The 18,426-nt window shown below is 65.3% G+C and carries 23 protein-coding genes; 15 read left to right on the forward strand and 8 right to left on the reverse strand.

The genetic code is table 11. From position 1 onward, the window contains the following. Positions 1-513: 513 nt before the first annotated feature. The 4 genes from VGG53_RS03900 (at position 514) to VGG53_RS03915 (ending at position 3,638) form a co-directional block, all read left to right on the forward strand. Positions 514-864 carry a hypothetical protein gene (locus VGG53_RS03900; protein WP_331516680.1) on the forward strand — a complete coding sequence of 117 codons (351 nt, stop codon included), beginning with the start codon at positions 514-516 and terminating at the stop codon, positions 862-864. 30 nt (positions 865-894) lie between these two features. Then, positions 895-2,070, forward strand: coding sequence for an acyl-CoA dehydrogenase family protein (locus VGG53_RS03905; protein ID WP_331516681.1), 1,176 nt, complete (start codon positions 895-897; stop codon positions 2,068-2,070). Between the two features lie 29 nt (positions 2,071-2,099). Further along, positions 2,100-2,888 carry an SDR family oxidoreductase gene (locus tag VGG53_RS03910; protein ID WP_331516682.1) on the forward strand — a complete coding sequence of 263 codons (789 nt, stop codon included), beginning with the start codon at positions 2,100-2,102 and terminating at the stop codon, positions 2,886-2,888. An 81-nt stretch (positions 2,889-2,969) separates the two neighbouring features. Beyond that, positions 2,970-3,638: a UdgX family uracil-DNA binding protein gene (locus VGG53_RS03915; RefSeq protein WP_331516683.1), complete on the forward strand. Its 669-nt coding sequence runs from the start codon at positions 2,970-2,972 to the stop codon at positions 3,636-3,638. A gap of 55 nt (positions 3,639-3,693) precedes the next feature. Here the strand turns inward: VGG53_RS03915 and VGG53_RS03920 are convergent, their stop codons facing one another. Together VGG53_RS03920 and VGG53_RS03925 are read right to left on the reverse strand one after the other, a co-directional pair. After that, positions 3,694-4,134, reverse strand: a complete 441-nt coding sequence (locus VGG53_RS03920; RefSeq protein WP_331516684.1) for an anti-sigma factor antagonist — start codon at positions 4,132-4,134, stop codon at positions 3,694-3,696. Between the two features lie 503 nt (positions 4,135-4,637). Further along, complete coding sequence (locus tag VGG53_RS03925; RefSeq protein ID WP_331516685.1) at positions 4,638-5,294, reverse strand: DedA family protein; 657 nt, start codon at positions 5,292-5,294, stop codon at positions 4,638-4,640. 101 nt (positions 5,295-5,395) lie between these two features. Here VGG53_RS03925 and VGG53_RS03930 point away from each other — a divergent pair, with 101 nt between their 5' ends. Further along, positions 5,396-6,196 (forward strand): IclR family transcriptional regulator, encoded by an 801-nt coding sequence (locus VGG53_RS03930; RefSeq protein ID WP_331516686.1) that lies wholly within the window; start codon positions 5,396-5,398, stop codon positions 6,194-6,196. Here VGG53_RS03930 and VGG53_RS03935 read toward each other — a convergent pair. The 5 genes from VGG53_RS03935 to VGG53_RS03955 are packed head-to-tail and all read right to left on the reverse strand — an operon-like array spanning position 6,187 to position 9,854. Continuing rightward, positions 6,187-6,936, reverse strand: coding sequence for a class II aldolase/adducin family protein (locus VGG53_RS03935; protein ID WP_331516687.1), 750 nt, complete (start codon positions 6,934-6,936; stop codon positions 6,187-6,189). The genes VGG53_RS03930 and VGG53_RS03935 overlap by 10 nt on opposite strands. Beyond that, positions 6,933-7,727 carry a 3-(cis-5,6-dihydroxycyclohexa-1,3-dien-1-yl)propanoate dehydrogenase gene (hcaB, locus tag VGG53_RS03940; RefSeq protein ID WP_331516688.1) on the reverse strand — a complete coding sequence of 265 codons (795 nt, stop codon included), beginning with the start codon at positions 7,725-7,727 and terminating at the stop codon, positions 6,933-6,935. The genes VGG53_RS03935 and hcaB overlap by 4 nt, the downstream gene beginning before the upstream one ends. Next, positions 7,724-7,987 carry a dihydrodiol dehydrogenase gene (locus VGG53_RS03945; RefSeq protein WP_331516689.1) on the reverse strand — a complete coding sequence of 88 codons (264 nt, stop codon included), beginning with the start codon at positions 7,985-7,987 and terminating at the stop codon, positions 7,724-7,726. Before VGG53_RS03945 ends, hcaB begins: the two co-directional genes overlap by 4 nt. Beyond that, complete coding sequence (locus tag VGG53_RS03950; RefSeq protein WP_331516690.1) at positions 7,984-8,520, reverse strand: 3-phenylpropionate/cinnamic acid dioxygenase subunit beta; 537 nt, start codon at positions 8,518-8,520, stop codon at positions 7,984-7,986. Before VGG53_RS03950 ends, VGG53_RS03945 begins: the two co-directional genes overlap by 4 nt. Then, positions 8,517-9,854 (reverse strand): aromatic ring-hydroxylating dioxygenase subunit alpha, encoded by a 1,338-nt coding sequence (locus VGG53_RS03955; RefSeq protein ID WP_331516710.1) that lies wholly within the window; start codon positions 9,852-9,854, stop codon positions 8,517-8,519. Before VGG53_RS03955 ends, VGG53_RS03950 begins: the two co-directional genes overlap by 4 nt. A 464-nt stretch (positions 9,855-10,318) precedes the next feature. Between VGG53_RS03955 and VGG53_RS03960 the strand changes: the two genes are divergently transcribed. The 10 genes from VGG53_RS03960 to VGG53_RS04005 all read left to right on the forward strand — a co-directional run bounded on the left by VGG53_RS03960 (position 10,319) and on the right by VGG53_RS04005 (position 17,820). Then, entirely contained in the window at positions 10,319-11,257 is a 939-nt protein-coding gene (locus VGG53_RS03960; protein WP_331516711.1) for a Rieske (2Fe-2S) protein, read from the forward strand. After that, positions 11,254-11,739, forward strand: coding sequence for a hemerythrin domain-containing protein (locus tag VGG53_RS03965; RefSeq protein WP_331516691.1), 486 nt, complete (start codon positions 11,254-11,256; stop codon positions 11,737-11,739). The genes VGG53_RS03960 and VGG53_RS03965 overlap by 4 nt, the downstream gene beginning before the upstream one ends. A gap of 210 nt (positions 11,740-11,949) precedes the next feature. Further along, positions 11,950-12,726, forward strand: a complete 777-nt coding sequence (gene pcaH, locus VGG53_RS03970) for a protocatechuate 3,4-dioxygenase subunit beta (RefSeq protein ID WP_331516692.1) — start codon at positions 11,950-11,952, stop codon at positions 12,724-12,726. Further along, complete coding sequence (pcaG, locus tag VGG53_RS03975; RefSeq protein ID WP_331516693.1) at positions 12,719-13,273, forward strand: protocatechuate 3,4-dioxygenase subunit alpha; 555 nt, start codon at positions 12,719-12,721, stop codon at positions 13,271-13,273. Before pcaH ends, pcaG begins: the two co-directional genes overlap by 8 nt. After that, the gene (locus VGG53_RS03980; protein WP_331516694.1) at positions 13,270-14,496 is read left to right on the forward strand and encodes a lyase family protein; all 1,227 of its coding nucleotides are present in this window, start codon (positions 13,270-13,272) and stop codon (positions 14,494-14,496) included. Before pcaG ends, VGG53_RS03980 begins: the two co-directional genes overlap by 4 nt. Continuing rightward, entirely contained in the window at positions 14,493-15,278 is a 786-nt protein-coding gene (locus VGG53_RS03985; RefSeq protein WP_331516695.1) for an alpha/beta fold hydrolase, read from the forward strand. The genes VGG53_RS03980 and VGG53_RS03985 overlap by 4 nt, the downstream gene beginning before the upstream one ends. 57 nt (positions 15,279-15,335) lie before the next feature. Next, the gene (gene pcaC, locus VGG53_RS03990; protein WP_331516696.1) at positions 15,336-15,716 is read left to right on the forward strand and encodes a 4-carboxymuconolactone decarboxylase; all 381 of its coding nucleotides are present in this window, start codon (positions 15,336-15,338) and stop codon (positions 15,714-15,716) included. 50 nt (positions 15,717-15,766) lie between these two features. After that, on the forward strand, positions 15,767-16,432 hold the full coding sequence (locus tag VGG53_RS03995; RefSeq protein WP_331516697.1) for a helix-turn-helix transcriptional regulator: 666 nt from the start codon (positions 15,767-15,769) through the stop codon (positions 16,430-16,432). A gap of 82 nt (positions 16,433-16,514) precedes the next feature. Beyond that, a complete protein-coding gene (locus VGG53_RS04000; RefSeq protein ID WP_331516698.1) occupies positions 16,515-16,856 on the forward strand; it encodes a cupin domain-containing protein in 342 nt (113 codons plus the stop codon). A gap of 4 nt (positions 16,857-16,860) precedes the next feature. Continuing rightward, a complete protein-coding gene (locus VGG53_RS04005; protein WP_331516699.1) occupies positions 16,861-17,820 on the forward strand; it encodes a nitronate monooxygenase in 960 nt (319 codons plus the stop codon). A gap of 59 nt (positions 17,821-17,879) precedes the next feature. On the opposite strand, the gene VGG53_RS04010 is transcribed toward VGG53_RS04005, so the two are convergent. Continuing rightward, positions 17,880-18,377 carry a DUF1990 domain-containing protein gene (locus tag VGG53_RS04010; protein WP_331516700.1) on the reverse strand — a complete coding sequence of 166 codons (498 nt, stop codon included), beginning with the start codon at positions 18,375-18,377 and terminating at the stop codon, positions 17,880-17,882. Positions 18,378-18,426: the final 49 nt, after the last annotated feature.

Genomic DNA, 18,426 nt, shown 5'->3' on the forward strand with positions numbered 1-18,426 from the left:
CTCGGCCACGATCTGCACGATGCGCCCATCGATGGCGTTGCGCTGACCGGCCAACTCCGCCAACTCCTCGAACAACACCTCAACACGCCCGGCACGGCTCACCGCCGCGGGAGGCGATGCGGTCAAGGACATGACGTCATCATTACAGCCCGGTCCGACAAGTTTGCGGCTGCCGACCCGCACCGGGGGCCGTGACCGTCATCATCTACCAAGCGGCACAGCCTGATTGACCGCCAAACGCGGCCACCGCAGCCCCCAGCACGACCACCCCCGCCACAGCATGCGCCCAACCACGGCGCTCGACCGCACGCGATCCACGTCGCGAAAAAACAACATGTCAACCCGCTGCGAATACGGCGAGCCCCGGAATCGTGAGCCAAGTCAGGGATGGGGCTTCTGGTTCTTCGGCAATTGGATTCCGCTGTACCGACCTGACCGCACCGTCACACGACTGCCGCGCCACGTGGCCGGAAAAGAATGCGTCCATCCCGATTCCGTTGCAAGATGTGCGGCGTGGCAACGTACGAAGGCAGGGCGCTCGCAGACATCAATCTCAGTGGCATCTCGTTAGCGGAGGCGCTCGAAGCGTTTATCTCCCGGCGTGATCCGAGCCTGGAGAACGTCCAGGTCAGGCGCGCGACTCCAACGGGTGACGTCGAAATGCGGGTACAGCCCCATAAGCGGTGGTACGAGGTCGTCTTCGAGACTGACGACAACCCCGATGACGACGAAGACGATGACGACGACACCTTCGAGGCAAGGAAAAAAGCAGCGGCGAAGGCGAAGGCAGCGGCGAAGGCACAGGTGAAGACATGGCCGCCAGCTAATCGAATGGTGCTGCCACCCGATCATGATCCCCAATGATGCGGAGCAGCAGACCGAAAGGACGAGGTCATGCCCGCAGGACGTGAGCGGGTTGTAGATCGGGCCCGCGGGATGCGTGACCTGGTCCGTACTGAGGCCGCCGAATCCGAGCGCTTGCGGACGCTATCCCCGCTGATCGTCGAGGAAATGTGGGCCTGCGGCCTGATGTCTGCATTCAATCCGAAGGAGGCCGGCGGCGTCGAGCCATCCTTCCCGGAGATGATCGATACCTGGATCGAAATGGCTTGGCAAGACGGCTCTTTCGGGTGGATCGGGATCGCCAACCTGCCGTCGACATTCGCGGCCGCGACGTATCTTCCCGATCAGGGCTTCGCCGAGGTATTCACCGGAGATGACAGTCGCATCACCATCGGCGGTCAGTACTTTCCCAACGGGCAAGGCTCAGCAGTCGACGGTGGCTTCCGACTGAGCGGGGCGTGGAATTTCGGCTCCGGTACCGGTCACTCGGCCTACATCGGGGCCGGCTTTTTCCCGATGGAGAACGGCGAGATGCGCTGGGTCAGCGAGGGAATCCCGGACATGCGAGTGGCCTTTCTGCCTCGCGACGAGGTCACCTTCACCGACGGATGGCATGTGCAGGGACTCAAGGGAACTGGTTCCTACGACTACAACGTCGTCGACGTCTTCGTGCCGGAGCACCGAACCATTCCGCTGTTCACTCGTGAGCCGGTGCGGGGGAGTTCGGCAGCAAGCCGGATGGGCCTGATGCCCGTCACCGCCGCCGGTCACGCATCGTTTGCGCTCGGGGTCGCCAAGAGCATGCTCGACGACGTCGAAGAGCTCGCAGCCACCAAAGTGCGGATGAGCGACATGGCCACGCTGGCCAGTCGGCAGACCTTCCAGAAAGGGCTTGCGCACCACGTCGCGGCGTGGCGGGCCGCGCGGCTGCTGGTACTCGACGCGTTCGGGCTAGCCGAGGCCGCCGTTGACTCGGGTGATGACTTGACTCCCCGGTTGCGTGCCGACATGAGGCTCGCGGCGGTGTACGCCACCGACACGGCCCGGGCCGCGGCCGAGTGGGCCCACTTGGCGGCCGGCACCACCGCGATCCGCGAGGGCAGTCGACTCGAGCGGGCTTTCCGCGATATCTACACGGGCACCCAGCACGCGTTCATCAGTGAAAAGGTGGCGATGGACGTCGCACAAATCTGGCTCGGTCTCATCGACGATCAGTTTGGGCTTTGATTGCGCGGCAGACGAATTCGAGAGGACCCATGGTGAGCGCCGATCGCGCCCGTTCCCGCACGTTCGTGGTAACCGGTGTCGCGTCCGGTATAGGTCTGGCCACCGCCGAGCGGCTGCTGGCCGAGGGCGGCAACGTCGTCGGCGCCGACGTGGCCGCTCCTCCCGACCTCGGCCCTGACTTCCACTTCGTCACGGCCGACGTGACCGATGAAACGGCGATCACTGCTGTGCTGGCTGCCGTGCCGGACCGGCTCGACGGTGTCGTCCATGCCGCTGGTGTCGCCGGCGGTGGCCCGGTCCATTTGCTCGATCGCGCCGAATGGGAGCGGGTGATCGAGGTCAACCTCACCGGCACCTTCCTCGTCGCCAAAGCGGCCTTGGCCAAGATGATCGAACAACCCCGGGCCGATGGCGAACGCGGTTCGATCGTGACGTTGGCCAGCGTCGAGGGTCTGGAGGGCACCGCGGGTGGCAGCGTCTACAACGCGGCCAAGGGCGGCGTCGTGATGCTCACCAAGAACATCGCGCTCGACTACGGGCCGAGCGGTATCCGGGCTAACGCCATCTGTCCCGGCTTCATCGAAACCCCGTTGACCGAAAGCGTCTTCGGCCTGCCGGGGATGGAAGGCCCCAGGGCCTCGGTCACGGCGGAGCATGCGTTGCAGCGGATGGGCCGGTCCGAGGAGATAGCGGCCATGGCTGCTTTCCTGGTGTCGCCCGATGCATCCTTCGTCACCGGCCAGGCCATCGCCGTCGACGGTGGCTACACCGCCGGACGTGACCACGGGGTGGTGCAGCTCTTCGGCCTTCCGACCTGACGCGCTCATGCGGTGCCACTGGTTTGGCGAGTCCCGATACCCGGGTAGCCGTCACGGAGCTTGACACTGGGAGCGCACACAATGAGCACCACGAAGGCCATCGGGGCGGAGCAGTTCCTGCCCGAGGACCGCGGATTGGCATCACTGGCAGACGCGGCAAGCCACTGTCGTGGTTGTGCGTTGTACGAGGATGCGTCGCAAACCGTCTTCGGGCACGGTCATTCCGACGCCCCAATGATGTTGGTGGGCGAACAACCCGGAGATCGCGAGGATGTAGAGGGCCTGCCGTTTGTCGGTCCGGCGGGGCGGCTGCTTGCCCGCGCGCTTGCCGATGCGGGCATCGACCCCGAGCAGACGTACCAGACCAACGTTGTCAAGCACTTCAAGTTCACCCGCAAGGGTGGTAAACGCCGGATACATCAGAAGCCCAGTCGTACTGAAGTCGTCGCCTGCCGACCATGGCTCATCGCCGAAATACACGCACTAGAACCGCACGCGATCGTGCTCCTCGGCGCTACGGCGGCTCAGGCATTGCTGGGCACAGCATTTCGGGTGTCCGCGCACCGGGGCGAACTTCTCGCTCCGCCGCCGGAAATACCAGCGGAGCCGTTGCCGGTGCTAGCCGCCACCGTGCATCCCTCGGCAATCGTCCGCGACCGAACCAACCATCAAGAGTCCTATCGGCTCTTCGTCGCCGACCTCCGCAGTGTGCATGCCGGCATGGCACGCCAGGCCACCCGCAGACGTTAGGCATCCGGCAAAGTGCTTGTGGCCCAGAGCATCTGCGACCAGGCGACGCGGCGTCTCAGTCGACGAGGATGCATGCGGACAGCGCGGCGTCCACGCTGTCGTCTAGTGGCAGCTGCTCGCTGAGGCCACATGCGTTCAGGATCCGCGAGACAACAGGCTGATTGCTCACCAGCCGCATCTCGACACCGCGACCCCGACAGCTCTCTGCCTCCTCGGCAAGCGCGGCGTAAGCGCAGCAACCCATGAAGTCGAGGCCGTCGATGTCCACGACGAGGGGTCCGGGTGGACCCGCCGCCGCGGCCGCCTCGGCCAACAGGCGTCGCCAGGTGGCGTCGTTCGATGCGTCCAGTTCGCCGCCGGCGCTCACGATCACAGCCATGCCACAGCGCTCGGTGGTCGCTCGCAGGGTGCTGCGAGCCTGCGCCAACTTGGAGATCAGCCGACTGCTCAACATCAGCGGATGGAAAGAAGGATCGGCAATTGTAAATGTGCTCATTAGCGCTCCTGAGATCCACAGGCACTGCGCGCCCCGATATGGATGCCTGCCCTAGAAGCTTAAGACCGACGTCAGTTAGCAGATATGAGATTTATAACAGAAGTGCGTCGGAGCTGTCTATGTGAAGCCGCCTGAGAATTGTGTGAGGATTCGCGGGCAGCTGGCTTTGGAGCAAAGTTATGGCGCGAAACTGCGGGATTACCGAATCCCGGCCGAAGCCCGAGATCGGCTTTCCGGCAATTGGCCGCGAGTGCCGCGAAAGCAGAACGCGTGCTTAAGGTTTCGGCGGGCTCGGACCGGACTGCGGGCCGCGACCGGCTCCATCGTTACCATCTTCCGAGCACGGTTGCCTGCTTTTTAGCAAACCCCGAACTGAGGCCTGCAATTTTGGGTCGATTTTGTCTGATATTGAAAAACGGGACGGCCAATTTGCTAACAGGAGTCTCGATGGCGCCGATGATGATGCCGCAATTGCGGGAGTGCTTTCCCGGCACCAACGACGGCTACGCGCCGGTGGGGCCGGATTCGCTGGCACGCTCGGCTTCGAGCTCGGCGATCGCGCGGGATGTGCGCTCGCGCAGCACGATTGCAGCAGCCACCCCGCACACGACGGCGATCACCAACGCGATCCACGAGAAGCGTGTCAGCCAGCGTTCGGCGGCCATGCCCGCGTAATACACCAGCGCGGTGGTCCCGCCGGCCCAACACAGCGCCCCCGAAACGTTTGCGAGCAAAAACCTCGGGTAGTGCATCTTCAGCGCCCCGGCCAGCGGCCCGGCGAATATCCGCAGCAGCGCGATGAACCGACCGAAGAAGACCGCACGTGCACCCCAGCGGTCAAAAAGCCGCTCGGCGAACATGACATGTCCGGGTCCGAAATGGTTTGGGAATCGCCGGCCCAACCGGTCGAACAATGGCAAGCCCAGCCGGCGGCCAATGGCATAGCCGGTCGAGTCGCCGACCACGGCTCCGAACACCGCGGCAGCGGCGACACCGACCGGGTTGACCGCCAACTCGTGGCGTGACGACATCAGCGCCGCGCTGACCAGAACGATCTCACCGGGCAGCGGGATGCCCAGACTTTCCATACCGACGACGGCGCCCACCATGCCGTACACCGCCAGCGGGGTGATCGACTGCAACAGCGCATCCACGGTCATGGGTCAAGGATGCCCGACCCATTCGTGGGACGCGGCGGCGACCAGCCATGACGGGCGACAAGTCAGCCGCGGCATCCCGTATCGCAGGTACCGTCTCTGTCATGCAGAAAAAAGCGCGGCGGGCGGTCGGCGCACCGGCTACCGGTCAGCTTGCGCCGCAGTACCCGATCGAGTCGGTCGACAAGGCGCTGAAGCTGCTGCTGTTGCTGGGGGAGCAGCCCGAGATTCGGTTGAGCGAGGCCACCCGGTATCTGGGTGTTGCGTCGTCGACGGCCCACCGGCTGTTGGCGATGCTGGCCTACCGCGGATTCGTCCGGCAGGACCCGGCATCGAAGGCCTATCGGCCCGGCCCGGCGCTGACCAGTGTGGCGTTCGCCATTTTCGGCCGCGTCGACATCGCCGGAACCGTGACACCGGTCATGCGCAGCCTGAGCGAGCGCCTCCGGGAGACCGTGCATGTCGGCACGCTCGACGGCGCAGCGGTGCGTTTTGTTGCCGCGGTGGAGGGCCCATCCGCGGTGCGAGTGGCGTCTCGGCTCGGTCGCATCATGCCAGCGCATTGCACATCGACGGGCAAGGCCATGCTGGCTGAGCTACCGGCGGCAGAATTGCATCAGCTGCTGCCGGAGGAGAACCTCGAGCGCATCACCGAGCGATCGGTCGGCAGCCGCACCAAACTGGAAGCTGAGCTTTCGCGGATACGCGAGCAGGGGTATGCCGTCAATCGCGAAGAGAGCGAGGAAGGTGTCGCGTCGGTGGCAGTGCCGATCCGGACCCGGGCGCCGGGGTTGCGGCTGGCGCTGAACGCCGCGGCTCCACAGCACCGGCTCACCCGTTCGCAGTATGCCTCGGTAGCGAGTGCGCTTACCGAGGCGGCCAAGGAGATTGGCGATCAGCTCTGAGTAGGTCGAGCGTCGGCTTGTTGAGAGGATTCCAGCCGGGCGACTTCGTGCCGCCAGGCCGCCTCGGTGGTGAAGGCGCTCCCGAGATCCGGGAGGTCCGCCCAATCCGCGTCGTCGATATCGCGCAACCTGCCGCCGGCGGCAAGTATCCGTAGGGACATCTGTGCGAGCGCGTCGAGGCTGATCGCCTGCAGCACGGTCTGCGCAACAGTTCCCGCCGCGCTGGTGATGCCGTGCCCGCGGCAGATCACGACCGGTTGGCCTCGCATCGCGGCCACCATCTCCTTGCCCAACTTGGCGTTTCGGATCAACACCGAGCGTTCGTAGACAGGCACGCCGCGGCGGGCCAGCCAGGCTCCGGGTATGTCGAAGGCCCCATAGATCGGCCGGATCGTGATGCCGGCGAGATCAGCGGCGACGACGGCGGGCGGGTGCAGATGCGCCACGGCGCGGTGCTGCGGGTCGGCCAACATGGTTTCCACGTGGATCGGCAATTCGTTGGGGACCCGGTGTTTGTTCAGCTCTCCGGGAGCGCCTGGGCTGCCGTCGAATTCGACGAGACGAATGTCGGAGGGCCGGGTGAACGCCACACCGGTGTCGTTGTCACTGCGGCAACGAACCAGTAGCCGCTCGTCGTCGACCCGCAGGCTCAGATGACCCAGGATGCCGTCGACCAAGCCGCGGCTTGCGGCGACTCGGCAGGCCTGTGCGAGCAACGCGCGTTCGTGCTGGAGGTTCATGACCGAGCCCCGAGCCCGAATCCGCCGTCCGGATGGGCGGTTTCGCCGGTGATGCCGCGGGAACGATCCGAGGCCAGAAACACGAAGCTCCCCGCGTGGTCTGAGCCGTCGAGCGCCACGTTCAGCGGGGTGCGCGCCGCAAGATCGCGGGCGCGGTCGGGGGAGTCGTCAAGCCGGACGTCGTCCAGCCCGAGAGTGGCAAGACCACGCAGGTCGGTGTTCAGGGTGCCGCCGGGGGCCACGCCGTTGACCCGGATCCGTGGCGCGAGCTCGTGCGCCAGCGTGCTGACCAGTCCGCGCACCGCAAACTTCGACGCCACGTACAGCACCCCGCCGCGGCCGGGGTAGAACGACGACGCCGACTCGGTCAGCACGATCGACGATCCGCTTCCGGTTTGTAGCGCAGGTATTGCCGCTTTGACCGACTGCAGCTGGCTGAGCACGTTGGTGCGGAACATCTCGTCGAACGCCGACGGCAGATCGGCGGCGGCGATGTCGAGGATGCCCTGGTAGAAGTCGAAGATCCCGACGCAGTTCACCAAGGTGTCGAGTCCGCCGAACGCTTCGACCGCCACCGCCACCGCGCGTTCGTTGGCGTCGCGGCCCACGGCATCGCCGTCGAGCACCGGAACGTCCGGCAGTTCGTGGCGCAGGTGCTGGCACTTGCCGAGATCGCGTTCCAGCACAGCGACTTTCGCGCCCTCAGCGATGAAGGCGTCGACGACCGCCCTGCCAATGCCGGAGCCGGCGCCCACAACCAGCGCCCGCTTGCCCGCCAGCCAGCCGGTCACGGTTGATCGCTGTCGTCGGGAAGCAACGGCGCCGAGGTGCTGCCGACCATCGCGGCCAGGGTGCGCGCGTTCTGCCGGGTCAGCGCCTCCACCTCCAGCGCATCGAGGCTGATCCATCGGCCCGATCTCGGCGCCCACACCAGAAGCCGCGACCCGTTGCGGGTATCGACACGGCGAACCACGACTTCGCTGAATTCGTTTGCCACGGTTATGGGTTCGCCAACCGCACCGTTCAACAAGTCAGCCAGTTGCTCGTTCACAGGAACACCGCCAGGTTTTGCATCCGTAACACCGATTCGTCGACGAGGATCATCCGGCGCGCCAACTTCCATCGGTCGTCGCACCAACGCATCACGTCTTCGCGGCCGCAGGACACCAGCGCGGCCTCGTTGACATCGCCGCGGCTACGGAACAGCAGTTCGGCCGATTCGACGACAAGATGCGCTTCGTCGTCGCACGCGAACGTGCGCACGTTGGTGATGTAGTGCCGCATCCGTGAGGGCGGATCTTCAGTCCAGGCATGCTCAGTGGCGAACCGCGCGACCCGCCGGCTCAGTGAGTACTTGTCCTCGTCGAAATGCGCCATCCCCGGCGATGTGTCGAATCCGGCACCCAGTGCGGTGGTGACCCGCACCGGCATCACGTAGCGGATGTCGTCGGTAAGGGTTTCCAGCCACGTCTCGTACTGCTGCGCATCGAGTAGGTAGGCTTCCTCGACCAGGAACTGGTGGGCCTGCAGGTGCCGGTTATCGTTGAACGGCAAGGGTTTTCCGACGGTCTGTGTATGCGTCATATGGTGACCGCCGCACCGATGGCCGCGGTGGTGGTCGGCACCGGTGGTAGTTCCAGGTGCTCGGCCCACAGCCTGAGCAGCTCACGCTGGTTGTGCTCGTTGTAACCGACTTGTGCGTGTCCGGGTCCGTGATACGCGGTGGACGGCAGCGGATCGACCACTGGGCGGTCGTCGCCGAGCAGACCCATCCGGCCGTTGAGCAGCAGCCTGCGCGCCATCGACCCGCCGGCAGTGTTGGTCAGCGACACCCAGTTCTCCACATCGTCTTGTTCGAACATCCCTGTCGAACCGAAACACATCAGGTAGGCCTTATACGAGCTCTCCTTGTATTCCGCTGGCGCAGCGGAATCCACGGCGAACCACGAGCACACTTCGGTCTCGTTCTCGCTGATCGGCTGCCACAGCCGGATCGAAATGAACGGCAGCACATCGTCGTCGGCTCCGTCGTGCACCTTGGGCCAGTTGTGCACAAAGCTGAGGTTCGGGAAACACGATGCGGCCGAGATCATGAAGCCGTCCTCGCCGACCAACTGCTGCTGCCGCGGGCTCCAGACGCCTTTGATGCGGGCGATCATCTCGTCGGGGTAACCGACGTAGCGCATCCGTTCGTCGAAGTCGCCCGGCGGAAGCTTGTAGGTGGTCCCGCCACCACACCGCGCCCAATAGGTGGCGCCGTCTTTGCGCTTCTGCGCCTTCGGCTCGCGGAACAGACCGATCTCGACAATCGAGGCGTGCGTGTGCGGGGTGTGGTACATGTCCCCGGCGAAGTTCTCCGCGCCGATCTTCCAGTTGGCCTTGATCCTCCACCGTTGCGGCCCACGCACTTCCAGTCCACTGGTGCTCTGCTTGGTGTAGAAGTCCAGATAGAACCGGAAGTCGCCGAGGAAATCCTCGAGCGGTTGCGCGTGTGGATCCATGTTGAGAAAGATCAGACCGTTGTAGGACGCGAGATTTGGTGCGGGAAGCAGGGTTTGACCGCTTTTGGGAAATCCACCGTCCCCGCCGTAGGCCTCCCGATGGAAAGGCAGGCCGGTCAGTCGGCCGTCGTTGCGGTACGTCCAGCCGTGGTAGGGGCACCGGAAGTTCGAGGCGTTGCCCATCTCCGCGCGGCACACCTGCATTCCCCGGTGCAAGCACATATTGAATAACGCGCGCACGTCGCCGTCGCCGTCGCGGGTGATGATGAACGAGTCGTCCAGGACCCGGCGCACGACGTAGTCGCCATCGTGCGGGATTTCGGACTCGTGGGCGACGAACATCCAGGCCCGGCTGAACAGGCGTTGCTTCTCCAGGTCGAACAGTTCTCTGTCGTTGTAGATGTGCGCGGGGATCATCCCGCGTCGGACGTTGTCGAGGACCTGGCCAAGGAGATCGCGATGACCGGCCACGACGACCTCCCAACGATTGTATAAATTATTCTGCGTTACAGAGTTTAGTTCTGTGATATAGAGAATGCCGCAGACCGGCGGAATGGTCAATACCGTTCCGCGGTGGTCACGGATGGCCTGAAGAGTTGCCTCGACCATCCAACAGCCAGTTGCCGCGATATGAAATAAGCTCCACAACAACAACTCTGGTGTGAATGGGCAGTCGCTGTGTGTTTGCTGGACGATAGGTGTCCTGGCTATCGGCGCTTGGTTGTGTTCCGGTACCGTTGAGCACACAACGTGATTCGGAGGCCGGTGTTTTGTACGGATCGACTTGTACTTATTGTGAGAGCCTGCAGGGACCCTGCTGGTAAGTCGTCGCACGTGAGGGAAGGACCGATGCCGTGGTTGAGGTGTCTGCGAAACGCCCACTGCAGACATGGGGGACGCGGTTGCTGTCCCTCATCGGGCGTCAGGAGTGGCTGGATCGGCCCAGCTATCGGTTGGAGCACCTTCTCGGCATCGTCTTCAACTCGCTGGGCAGGAGCCGGGATCGCGTCCTCAACGCCCTGAATGGGGTGTGGCTGGGGCATCCCGCGCATCCGCCACTGGCTTCGCTGACTAGTGGTGCGATCGGGACCACGATCGGGTTGGATGCGCTCAGCCTGCTGCCGGCCCGGCCGAAAACGGAACTCGCCGACGCATCGCGGTTCGCGACGCGTGCGCTGGGGCTGGGAATCCTGGCGAACTTGGGTTCGGCGGTTACCGGAGTTGCGGATTGGCAGCACACGCACGAGGAAGACCGCCGCATCGGGCTGGTGCACGGCGCGTTGAACGGGCTGGCGACGTGCCTCTACGTCATGTCGTGGTTGGATCGGCGCCGCGGCCGGCATGGCCGCGGGATCGTCACCAGCGCGCTCGGCTACGGCATCACCGTCAGTGCCAGCTATATGGGCGGGGCTTTGGTGTTCGCCTCGGGTATCGGCATCGACCAATCCGGTCTGCGGCTGCGCACGCCGGACTGGACCCCGGTATTGCCGGTGGAGTCGCTGAAGGACGGCAAGCCGCAGCGCGTCGAAATCGACGGAGTTGGTCTGGTCGTGTGTCGAACCGGCAACAACGGGGATGTTGCGGCCTTCGGGGAGTTCTGCCCGCACCTTGCCGCACCGATGAGCGACGGTTGGATCGACCGCGGCCGCCTGGTGTGCCCTTGGCACGGTTCGCGATTCGACGTCTGCTCAGGAGCAGTAGCTCGCGGTCCGTCAGCGGCCCCGTTGCCGCGCTATCAGACGCGGATTAACGACGGGATGATCGAGTTGCGCGGCGATGGCGAACATTCGATCCCGGCCGGGAAAGGAGTGGCTAAGTGAACGCCTACACCGTGTTGGAGGATCACCACAAGGTGCTCAAGGGGCTGGTCAAAAAGATCTCTGCGACTCCGGCGACTGCCCCTGAGCGCCAGGAATATCTCGACGATCTGCTCGTCGAACTCGACATCCATTTTCGTATTGAAGACGATCTGTACTACCCGGCGCTTTCAGCGGCCAGCTCGTTGATCGCCATTGCGCACGCCGAGCATCGCCAGGTCATTGATCAACTCTCCGTGCTGCTGCACACTTCCCCGGCGGCACCGACCTACGACGACGAATGGCATTCATTCGCCACCGTCTTGGAGGCGCACGCCGATGAGGAGGAGCGCGACATGATCCCGGTGCCTCCGTCGGTGAAAATCACCGACGACGAGCTCGTCGAGCTGGGCGACAAGATGTCATCCCGCATCGAGCAGCTGCGTGAGTCGACGGTTCACAAGCTGCGGGTGAAGGGCAGAAGGTCGATGCTGCGGGCGCTTTAGCCCGCCACTACATCCAAATCTGTTCAGCGGGCGGCGCGTTCGGCTATCCAATTGACCAACGAGCGCAGCCCGCCAGGCGCGCCCGCTGCTCGGAGAAACCCTGGTCCCAGATCTGGCCACGCCGCCTGGCACCGGCCTGTGACGCATACGCAGCGGAAATATCACGAAGACGGTTGAGGGCGACCGATTTTCGGGTTAGCGTCAGCGTTGATGAAGGCTGCAGCAGACTCTGCCCGGGCCGAGTCTCAACGCGCGATCACCGCACAGATCGCCCGTATCGCGGCCGACTACCAGGGAAAAGATGAACCGCAGCCGCTGCTGGAGTACCCGCCGTACCGCAGCAGCCGACTCCGACATCCGAAGTCTCCAGTCGTCTCCGTCGACCCAGACGAGGTCGAATGCTGGGCGCCGTGCTTCGGCCGACAGGATGTCGACCCTCTCGACGCCGACCTCACCGCCGGCCGCCCCGGCGAGCCGATCGGGGAACGCATCATCGTGACCGGGCGGCTGCTCGACGCCAGGGGTAAGCCGGTGGTGGGGCAACTCGTCGAGGTCTGGCAGGCTAACGCGGCCGGCCGCTACAACCACCAACTCGACCAGCACCCCGCGCCGCTCGATCCGAACTTCACCGGGGTGGGCCGTTGCCTGACCGAGCCCGATGGGACGTATCGGTTCCTCACCATCAAGCCAGGCCCCTACCCGTGGCGAAATCACCGAAATGCCTGGCGTCCTGCGCACGTTCACTTCTCGGTGTTCGGGACTTCGTTCACCCAGCGTCTGGTCACCCAGATGTATTTCCCAAGCGACCCGTTGTTCGCTTTGGACCCGATCTGTCAGTCCATCGTGGATCCCGTCGCACGCCAACGATTGATCGCCACCTACGACCACGACCTGACCCAACCCGAGTACGCCACCGGCTACCGGTGGGACATCGTAGTGGCCGGCAGTCAGCGAACCTGGACCGAGCCGAGCAGTCGCCATGACTGAATTGGCTTGCACCCCAGGGCAAACAGTGGGGCCGTACCTGCATCTCGGATTGCCGTATCCCGGCGACAACCGACTGGTCGCCGATGCGCACCCCGGCTCGATCCGGTTGCACGGCACGGTCTACGACGGCGCGGGCGACGCAGTGCCTGACGCGCTGGTGGAAATTTCGCAGGCCGGTCCCGACGGCCGCATGCTCCGGCGGGAGGGCTCGCTGCGGCGCGATGAAGCGACGTTCACGGGCTGGGGCCGATGCGCAACCGACACCGCCGGCCATTACAGCTTCAGCACGATGACGCCCGGCGCGCCGGACGGGCGGGCGGCGTTTTTCGCGATCGTGGTGTTCGCGCGCGGGCTGTTGAACCGGGTGTTCACCCGCGCCTACCTGCCGGATTCCGACCTGGCCGCCGATCGGCTGCTGGGAGCTCTGGACGCCTCCCGACGGCAAACCCTGATCTGCGCCGGGGAAAATGGCGGATACCGCTTCGACATTCATCTCCAAGGTGCGAACGAGACGGTGTTTCTGGCCTACCGCGGTGACCCGGAATGACGAACCTGTTGTGGCCGGGAGACCAGCGTGCCGGGAAGCTGATGTCCGACGTGTCACTGTTGGCATCGATGGTCGCGGTGGAATCAGCCTGGTTGGATGCACTGGTCGCCGCGGGTCTGGCGCCGGATCAGTGCAGCGGCGCTGACCTTACCGGGTTGGTGAACGACGACGACTGCGAGTCGCTCGCGGCCAAATCGGAGGACGGCGGCAACCCCGTGATCGGGTTGGTGGCACTGCTTCGTGACCGGGCGAGCGCTCAGGTCGGTCGGTGGATTCACCGCGGGCTCACCAGTCAGGACGTGATCGACACCGGCTTGATGCTGGCCACTCGCGCCATCGTCGACGAGTTGAAGTCGCAACTGGCCGAACAGATCTCAACACTGTCGGGGCTTGCGGCGACCCATCGCGACACCCGGATGGTGGCTCGTACGCTGACCCAGCATGCGGTGCCGACAACTTTCGGAGTCAAGGTGGCGGCGTGGTGCAAGGGCATTGTCGACGCATATCAACAACTCAGTGCGCTGACCATCCCGGTCCAGATCGGCGGCGCAGCAGGCACACTGGCCGCCGCAACTGAGTTGGCCGCGCTCGCCGGTCAGCCAAATCCGGGCGCAATCTCGGTGGAGTTGGTGCAAAGTGCGGCAGCCACTTTGGGTTTGGACCGCAGGATGCCGTGGCACACCAGCCGCGCGCCGGTCACCGCGATCGGCGATGCGTTGATCGGCTGCACCGACGCCTGGGGTCGCATCGCGTCGGATGTCGTGACACTGGCCCGTCCGGAGATCGCCGAACTCAGCGAACCCGAATCCGGCGACCGCGGCGGATCGTCGAGCATGCCGCAGAAGCGTAACCCGGTGTTGTCCATCCTGATTCGCCGCGCGGCGATTTCTGCGCCGTCGCTGGGCGCGACATTGCACACCGCCTCCGCACTGGCCAACGACGAACGTCCCGACGGGCCATGGCATGTCGAATGGGAGACGCTGCGCATTCTTGCCCGGCGAGCCGTTGTCGCCGGCTCGCAGTGCAGCGAACTGCTGGCCGGTTTGCGGGTCCATCCGGCGCAGATGGCCGGTAACCTCGCCAGTGTCGACGTGCTCGGCGAGCAACGCGTCATCGCTGAGCTGGTCGGAAAAGCACCGTCGGCCAACTATTTCGGCGCGGGCGACGCCTTGATCGACGAGTGTCTGGGTCGTGCCAAGCGGGTAGTCGAGGAACGCCGGTGAGCGCCCCGCGAATTCGCGGTTCGCACCTGGGCGGGTCAGCGCATCTGCCGCCGTTGGTGGTCGGCCCCTCGTTGGGCACCTCCGTCGCGGTCTTGTGGGCCGGCGTGGCACGACGTCTGGCGGGCGTCTATCAGGTCATCGGCTGGGACCTGCCCGGCCACGGCGCCAGCCCGCGGCCGAGGGACGCCTTCAGCATTGAAGACCTCGCCGCCAGTGTCATGAGAGTCGTGGAAGGCAGGATCGGCCCGCGGCCGTTCACCTACGCGGGCGTCTCGGTCGCCGGCGCCGTCGGGCTTCAGTTGCTGCTCCGGCATCCTGAACGCATCGTGTCGGCCGCGCTGATCTGCACGGGGGCACGAATCGGTGATCCCGACGACTGGCAGTCCCGGGCCAACGTCGTCCGCAGCGCGGGCACTGGCGAAATTGTCGCATCGTCGATTCGCCGGTGGTTCGCCCCCGGATTCTTCGAGCGCGATCCCACGTCGGCCCGGGCGCTGGTGGACACCTTGCGCCGGGTCGACGACGACGGCTATGCACGCACCTGTGAGGCGCTCGCCGAGTTCGACGCCCGTCATCGCCTCGGCGAGATCGATACCCCGATCGTTGCCGTCGCCGGCGCCAATGACATTGCCACGCCGCCTGATTCGCTGCGGTACATCGCCCGCAACGTGACCCACGGACGGTTCATCGAGGTGGCACAGGCCGCCCATCTCGCGCCGGCTGAGCAGCCCGACCGAATCGCCGACGTATTGGCGAAGCTGAGGAGAGTGGGAGGCAGGTAATGGACGCTCCTCTGGCGACGATGCGGGCCGTGAAGCGGCCCGAGGAGGAGACAGGTAATGGACAACAGCAGGTATGACCGCGGCATGGCCGTGCGCCGGGAAGTTCTCGGCGACAGCTACGTCGACCAGGCGACCGCGCGGACCACCGACCTCACTCGCGACTTCCAGGACCTTGTCACCGAATTTGCTTGGGGCACAATCTGGACGCGTCCCGGCCTGGACCGGCGCAGCCGTTCGATGATCACTCTCACGGCGCTGATCGCCCGTGGCCGTGACGAGGAGCTCGCTTTGCATCTGCGAGCCGCGTTGCGCAACGGGTTGTCGTGGGACGAGATCAAAGAAGTCCTGCTGCAGACGGCTGTCTACTGCGGCGTGCCGGATGCCAACGCCGCATTGCGCATCGCCCAAGGTGTCTTCGAAGAGACCGATTCGCTATGAGCACTTGCTCTAGTGCCTAACCTGCCCGCAGCGGCAGAATGTTCAGGGAAATGAGCGTCGTCAAGCCAGCAAAGCAATCGTTCGGTCGCCGCCACGACATCCTCGGGGTGTTGAAAGCGGCCAATTCTCCGATGAGCATCGCCGCCATCGCCGGCGCGCTGGGGGTGCACCCCAACACTGTTCGCTTTCACCTCGACACCTTGGTCGGCACGGGCCGGGTGGAGCAGGTCGCGTCCGACCGCAAAGGTCCGGGCCGGCCGGCCCTGCTGTTTCGCGCGACTCAGCGGATGGATCCCGACGGCCCACGACGTTATCGGCTACTGGCCGAGATCCTCGCTGCAGGCCTCGCCGGCGATCAGGACGCCGGCGCCAGGGCGATGGCTGCCGGCCGCGAGTGGGGTCGGGGGCTCAAACAGCCGCCGCGAAGCGCCACCGGAGTGCCCGAAGCCGAGGAGTCGATCGGGCAACTGGTCGGTCTGCTCGACGAGCTCGGCTTTGCCCCCGAGCGTCGCGAAGACGAGCGGGTTGAGTTGCGGCACTGCCCGTTTCTCGAGGTGGCGGAAAGTCAGAACGCCGTCGTGTGCCCGATCCACTTAGGGCTCATGCGGGGTGCGCTGGAGACCTGGCAGGCGCCGGTCACCGTCGACCGGTTGGACGCCTTCGTCGAGCCGGATCTGTGCCTGGTACACCTCACCGGGCGGGTCGGGGCGACGTGAGTCCGGCGCGGGCTCGCGTTGGCCACGGGCGTGGTTCTTCTACTATCCACCTGAGGACAACCGGGCCGACCGAAGGATACTGATGGAAACCATTTCGCTGACCAGCTTGGCTGACGAAAAGTTGGCCGAGGCACGGCAGACACACAGTGGGCGTGCCGCGCACACGCTGCATGGCGGGCATACCCACGAACTCCGTCAGACCGTGATGGCATTGGTAGCCGGACGTGAGCTCTCCGAACACGACAGTCCCGGACAGGCCTCCCTGCAGGTCCTTGCCGGACACGTTCACCTCACCGCCGGTGACGAGGTGTGGGACGGAAAGACCGGCGACTACGTTGTGATCCCGCCGCAGCGACACTCGCTGCAAGCCGTCGATGATTCAGTGATCTTGCTGACCGTATTCAAGAGCCTTCCGCCGGCGTAGTCGGGTGCTGTCGACGCCCTGGTCCCGGGCAATGGGCCTACGCGTGCCGATCGTCAACGCCCCAATGGGTGGCGTTGCCGGCGGGCGGCTGGCCGCCGGGGTCAGTGCCGCCGGTGGGCTCGGCATGGTCGGCATGGGCACAGCCGGGTCGACGTCGTCGTTGCATGCCGAATTGCCGCATGTGACGGGGACATTCGGAATCGGCTTGGTGGATTGGGTGATGCGAAGGGAAGAGGGCCTCTTCGAGGCCGCGCTCGCCGCGCAGCCGGTGTTGATCTCGGTGAGCTTCGGAACCGACCTGTCATGGGTGAGCCGCGTCCACGATGCCGGAATCCTTGCTGCCACACAGGTTTACAACAGCGTGGAGGCACGCAAAGCGGAAGACGCCGGGATCGACTTGATCGTGGCGCGCGGCTGCGAAGGCGGCGGCCACGGCGACGCGACGATCGGCACCCTGCCTCTGCTCGACGCGGTGCTGGACGTGGTGTCGGTGCCGGTGCTGGCGGCCGGCGGAATCGCTTCGCCGCGCAGTCTCGCTGCGGTGCTGGCCGCCGGGGCCGGTGGTGCGTGGCTGGGCACCTGTCTGTCCGCGTCAGTGGAGGCGCTGACCACCGATGCCGGGCGCCGCGCACTGGTCGCGGCCCGCGAGACCGACACCGCCAGCACCCGGGTCTACGACATCGTCCGTCATCTGCCGTGGGCGCAGCGGTTCCCGTCGCGCGTCCTACGCAACGAGTTCGTCGCGCGTTGGACCGGGCATGAGGACGCGCTGGCCGCCGATGCCGATGCCGAACGCGAACTCGCCGACGCGATCGAGGCAGACGACCGTCGAACCGCACCCGTCGACGCCGGCCAGGGGGTCGGGATGGTCACCGGAGTCGCGCCGGTGGGCGAGGTCATCGAGCGGCTCTGCGCCGGCGCCGAGAAGTTGCTGACAGGGTGGGCCGGCGAGGCCCAGACATAAAGCATTGCGACTCACATCGGCGTGTCGTCGCAAATGTTTACGTGTCGGGGACGTCGGGGTCACACCGCCCGCACGTAACGCTTGTTCATCACCCGCTGCAGCACCGATGTGAACGGTCCGCCGGCTTTGCTCCACCACGTCGCCGGCCGGGAGAAGGCGGAGACCTCGGCGAACACCGCGGAGGTGACGGGGTCATGGCGCACCACGAAACGCTCCTCGCCGGATTCCGGGTGACCGGGCAACGTGCCGTAGGCGAAGCCGCGCAGGTGCGGCTCGTCGACGACGTACACCACCCGGCAGGGCGCCTTCAGGAACCCGATTTTCACCACGACCACCGTGCCGACGGTGACGAACTCGCTGCTGGCCTGCACTCCCAGGCCGGAGCCACGTTGCATGCCCCAGTGCATGACCGCATCGGCGGCCTGTTCGAAACGGAGCTGACCCATGCCGATATGGGCCGAGTAGCCGATGTGCTTGTAGCCCGGGGGCATCGGGCCGGCCGTCGCACCCACCTCCGGGTAGGTGAACGGTAATTGAGAGATCGTGTCCAATTCCACCCGACCAGCTTGCCACGCTCACGTAGCCGGGAGTTGCCCGCCGGCGTAC

It is taken from the genome of Mycobacterium sp. (assembly GCF_036490025.1).
Classification (GTDB): Bacteria; Actinomycetota; Actinomycetes; order Mycobacteriales; family Mycobacteriaceae; genus Mycobacterium.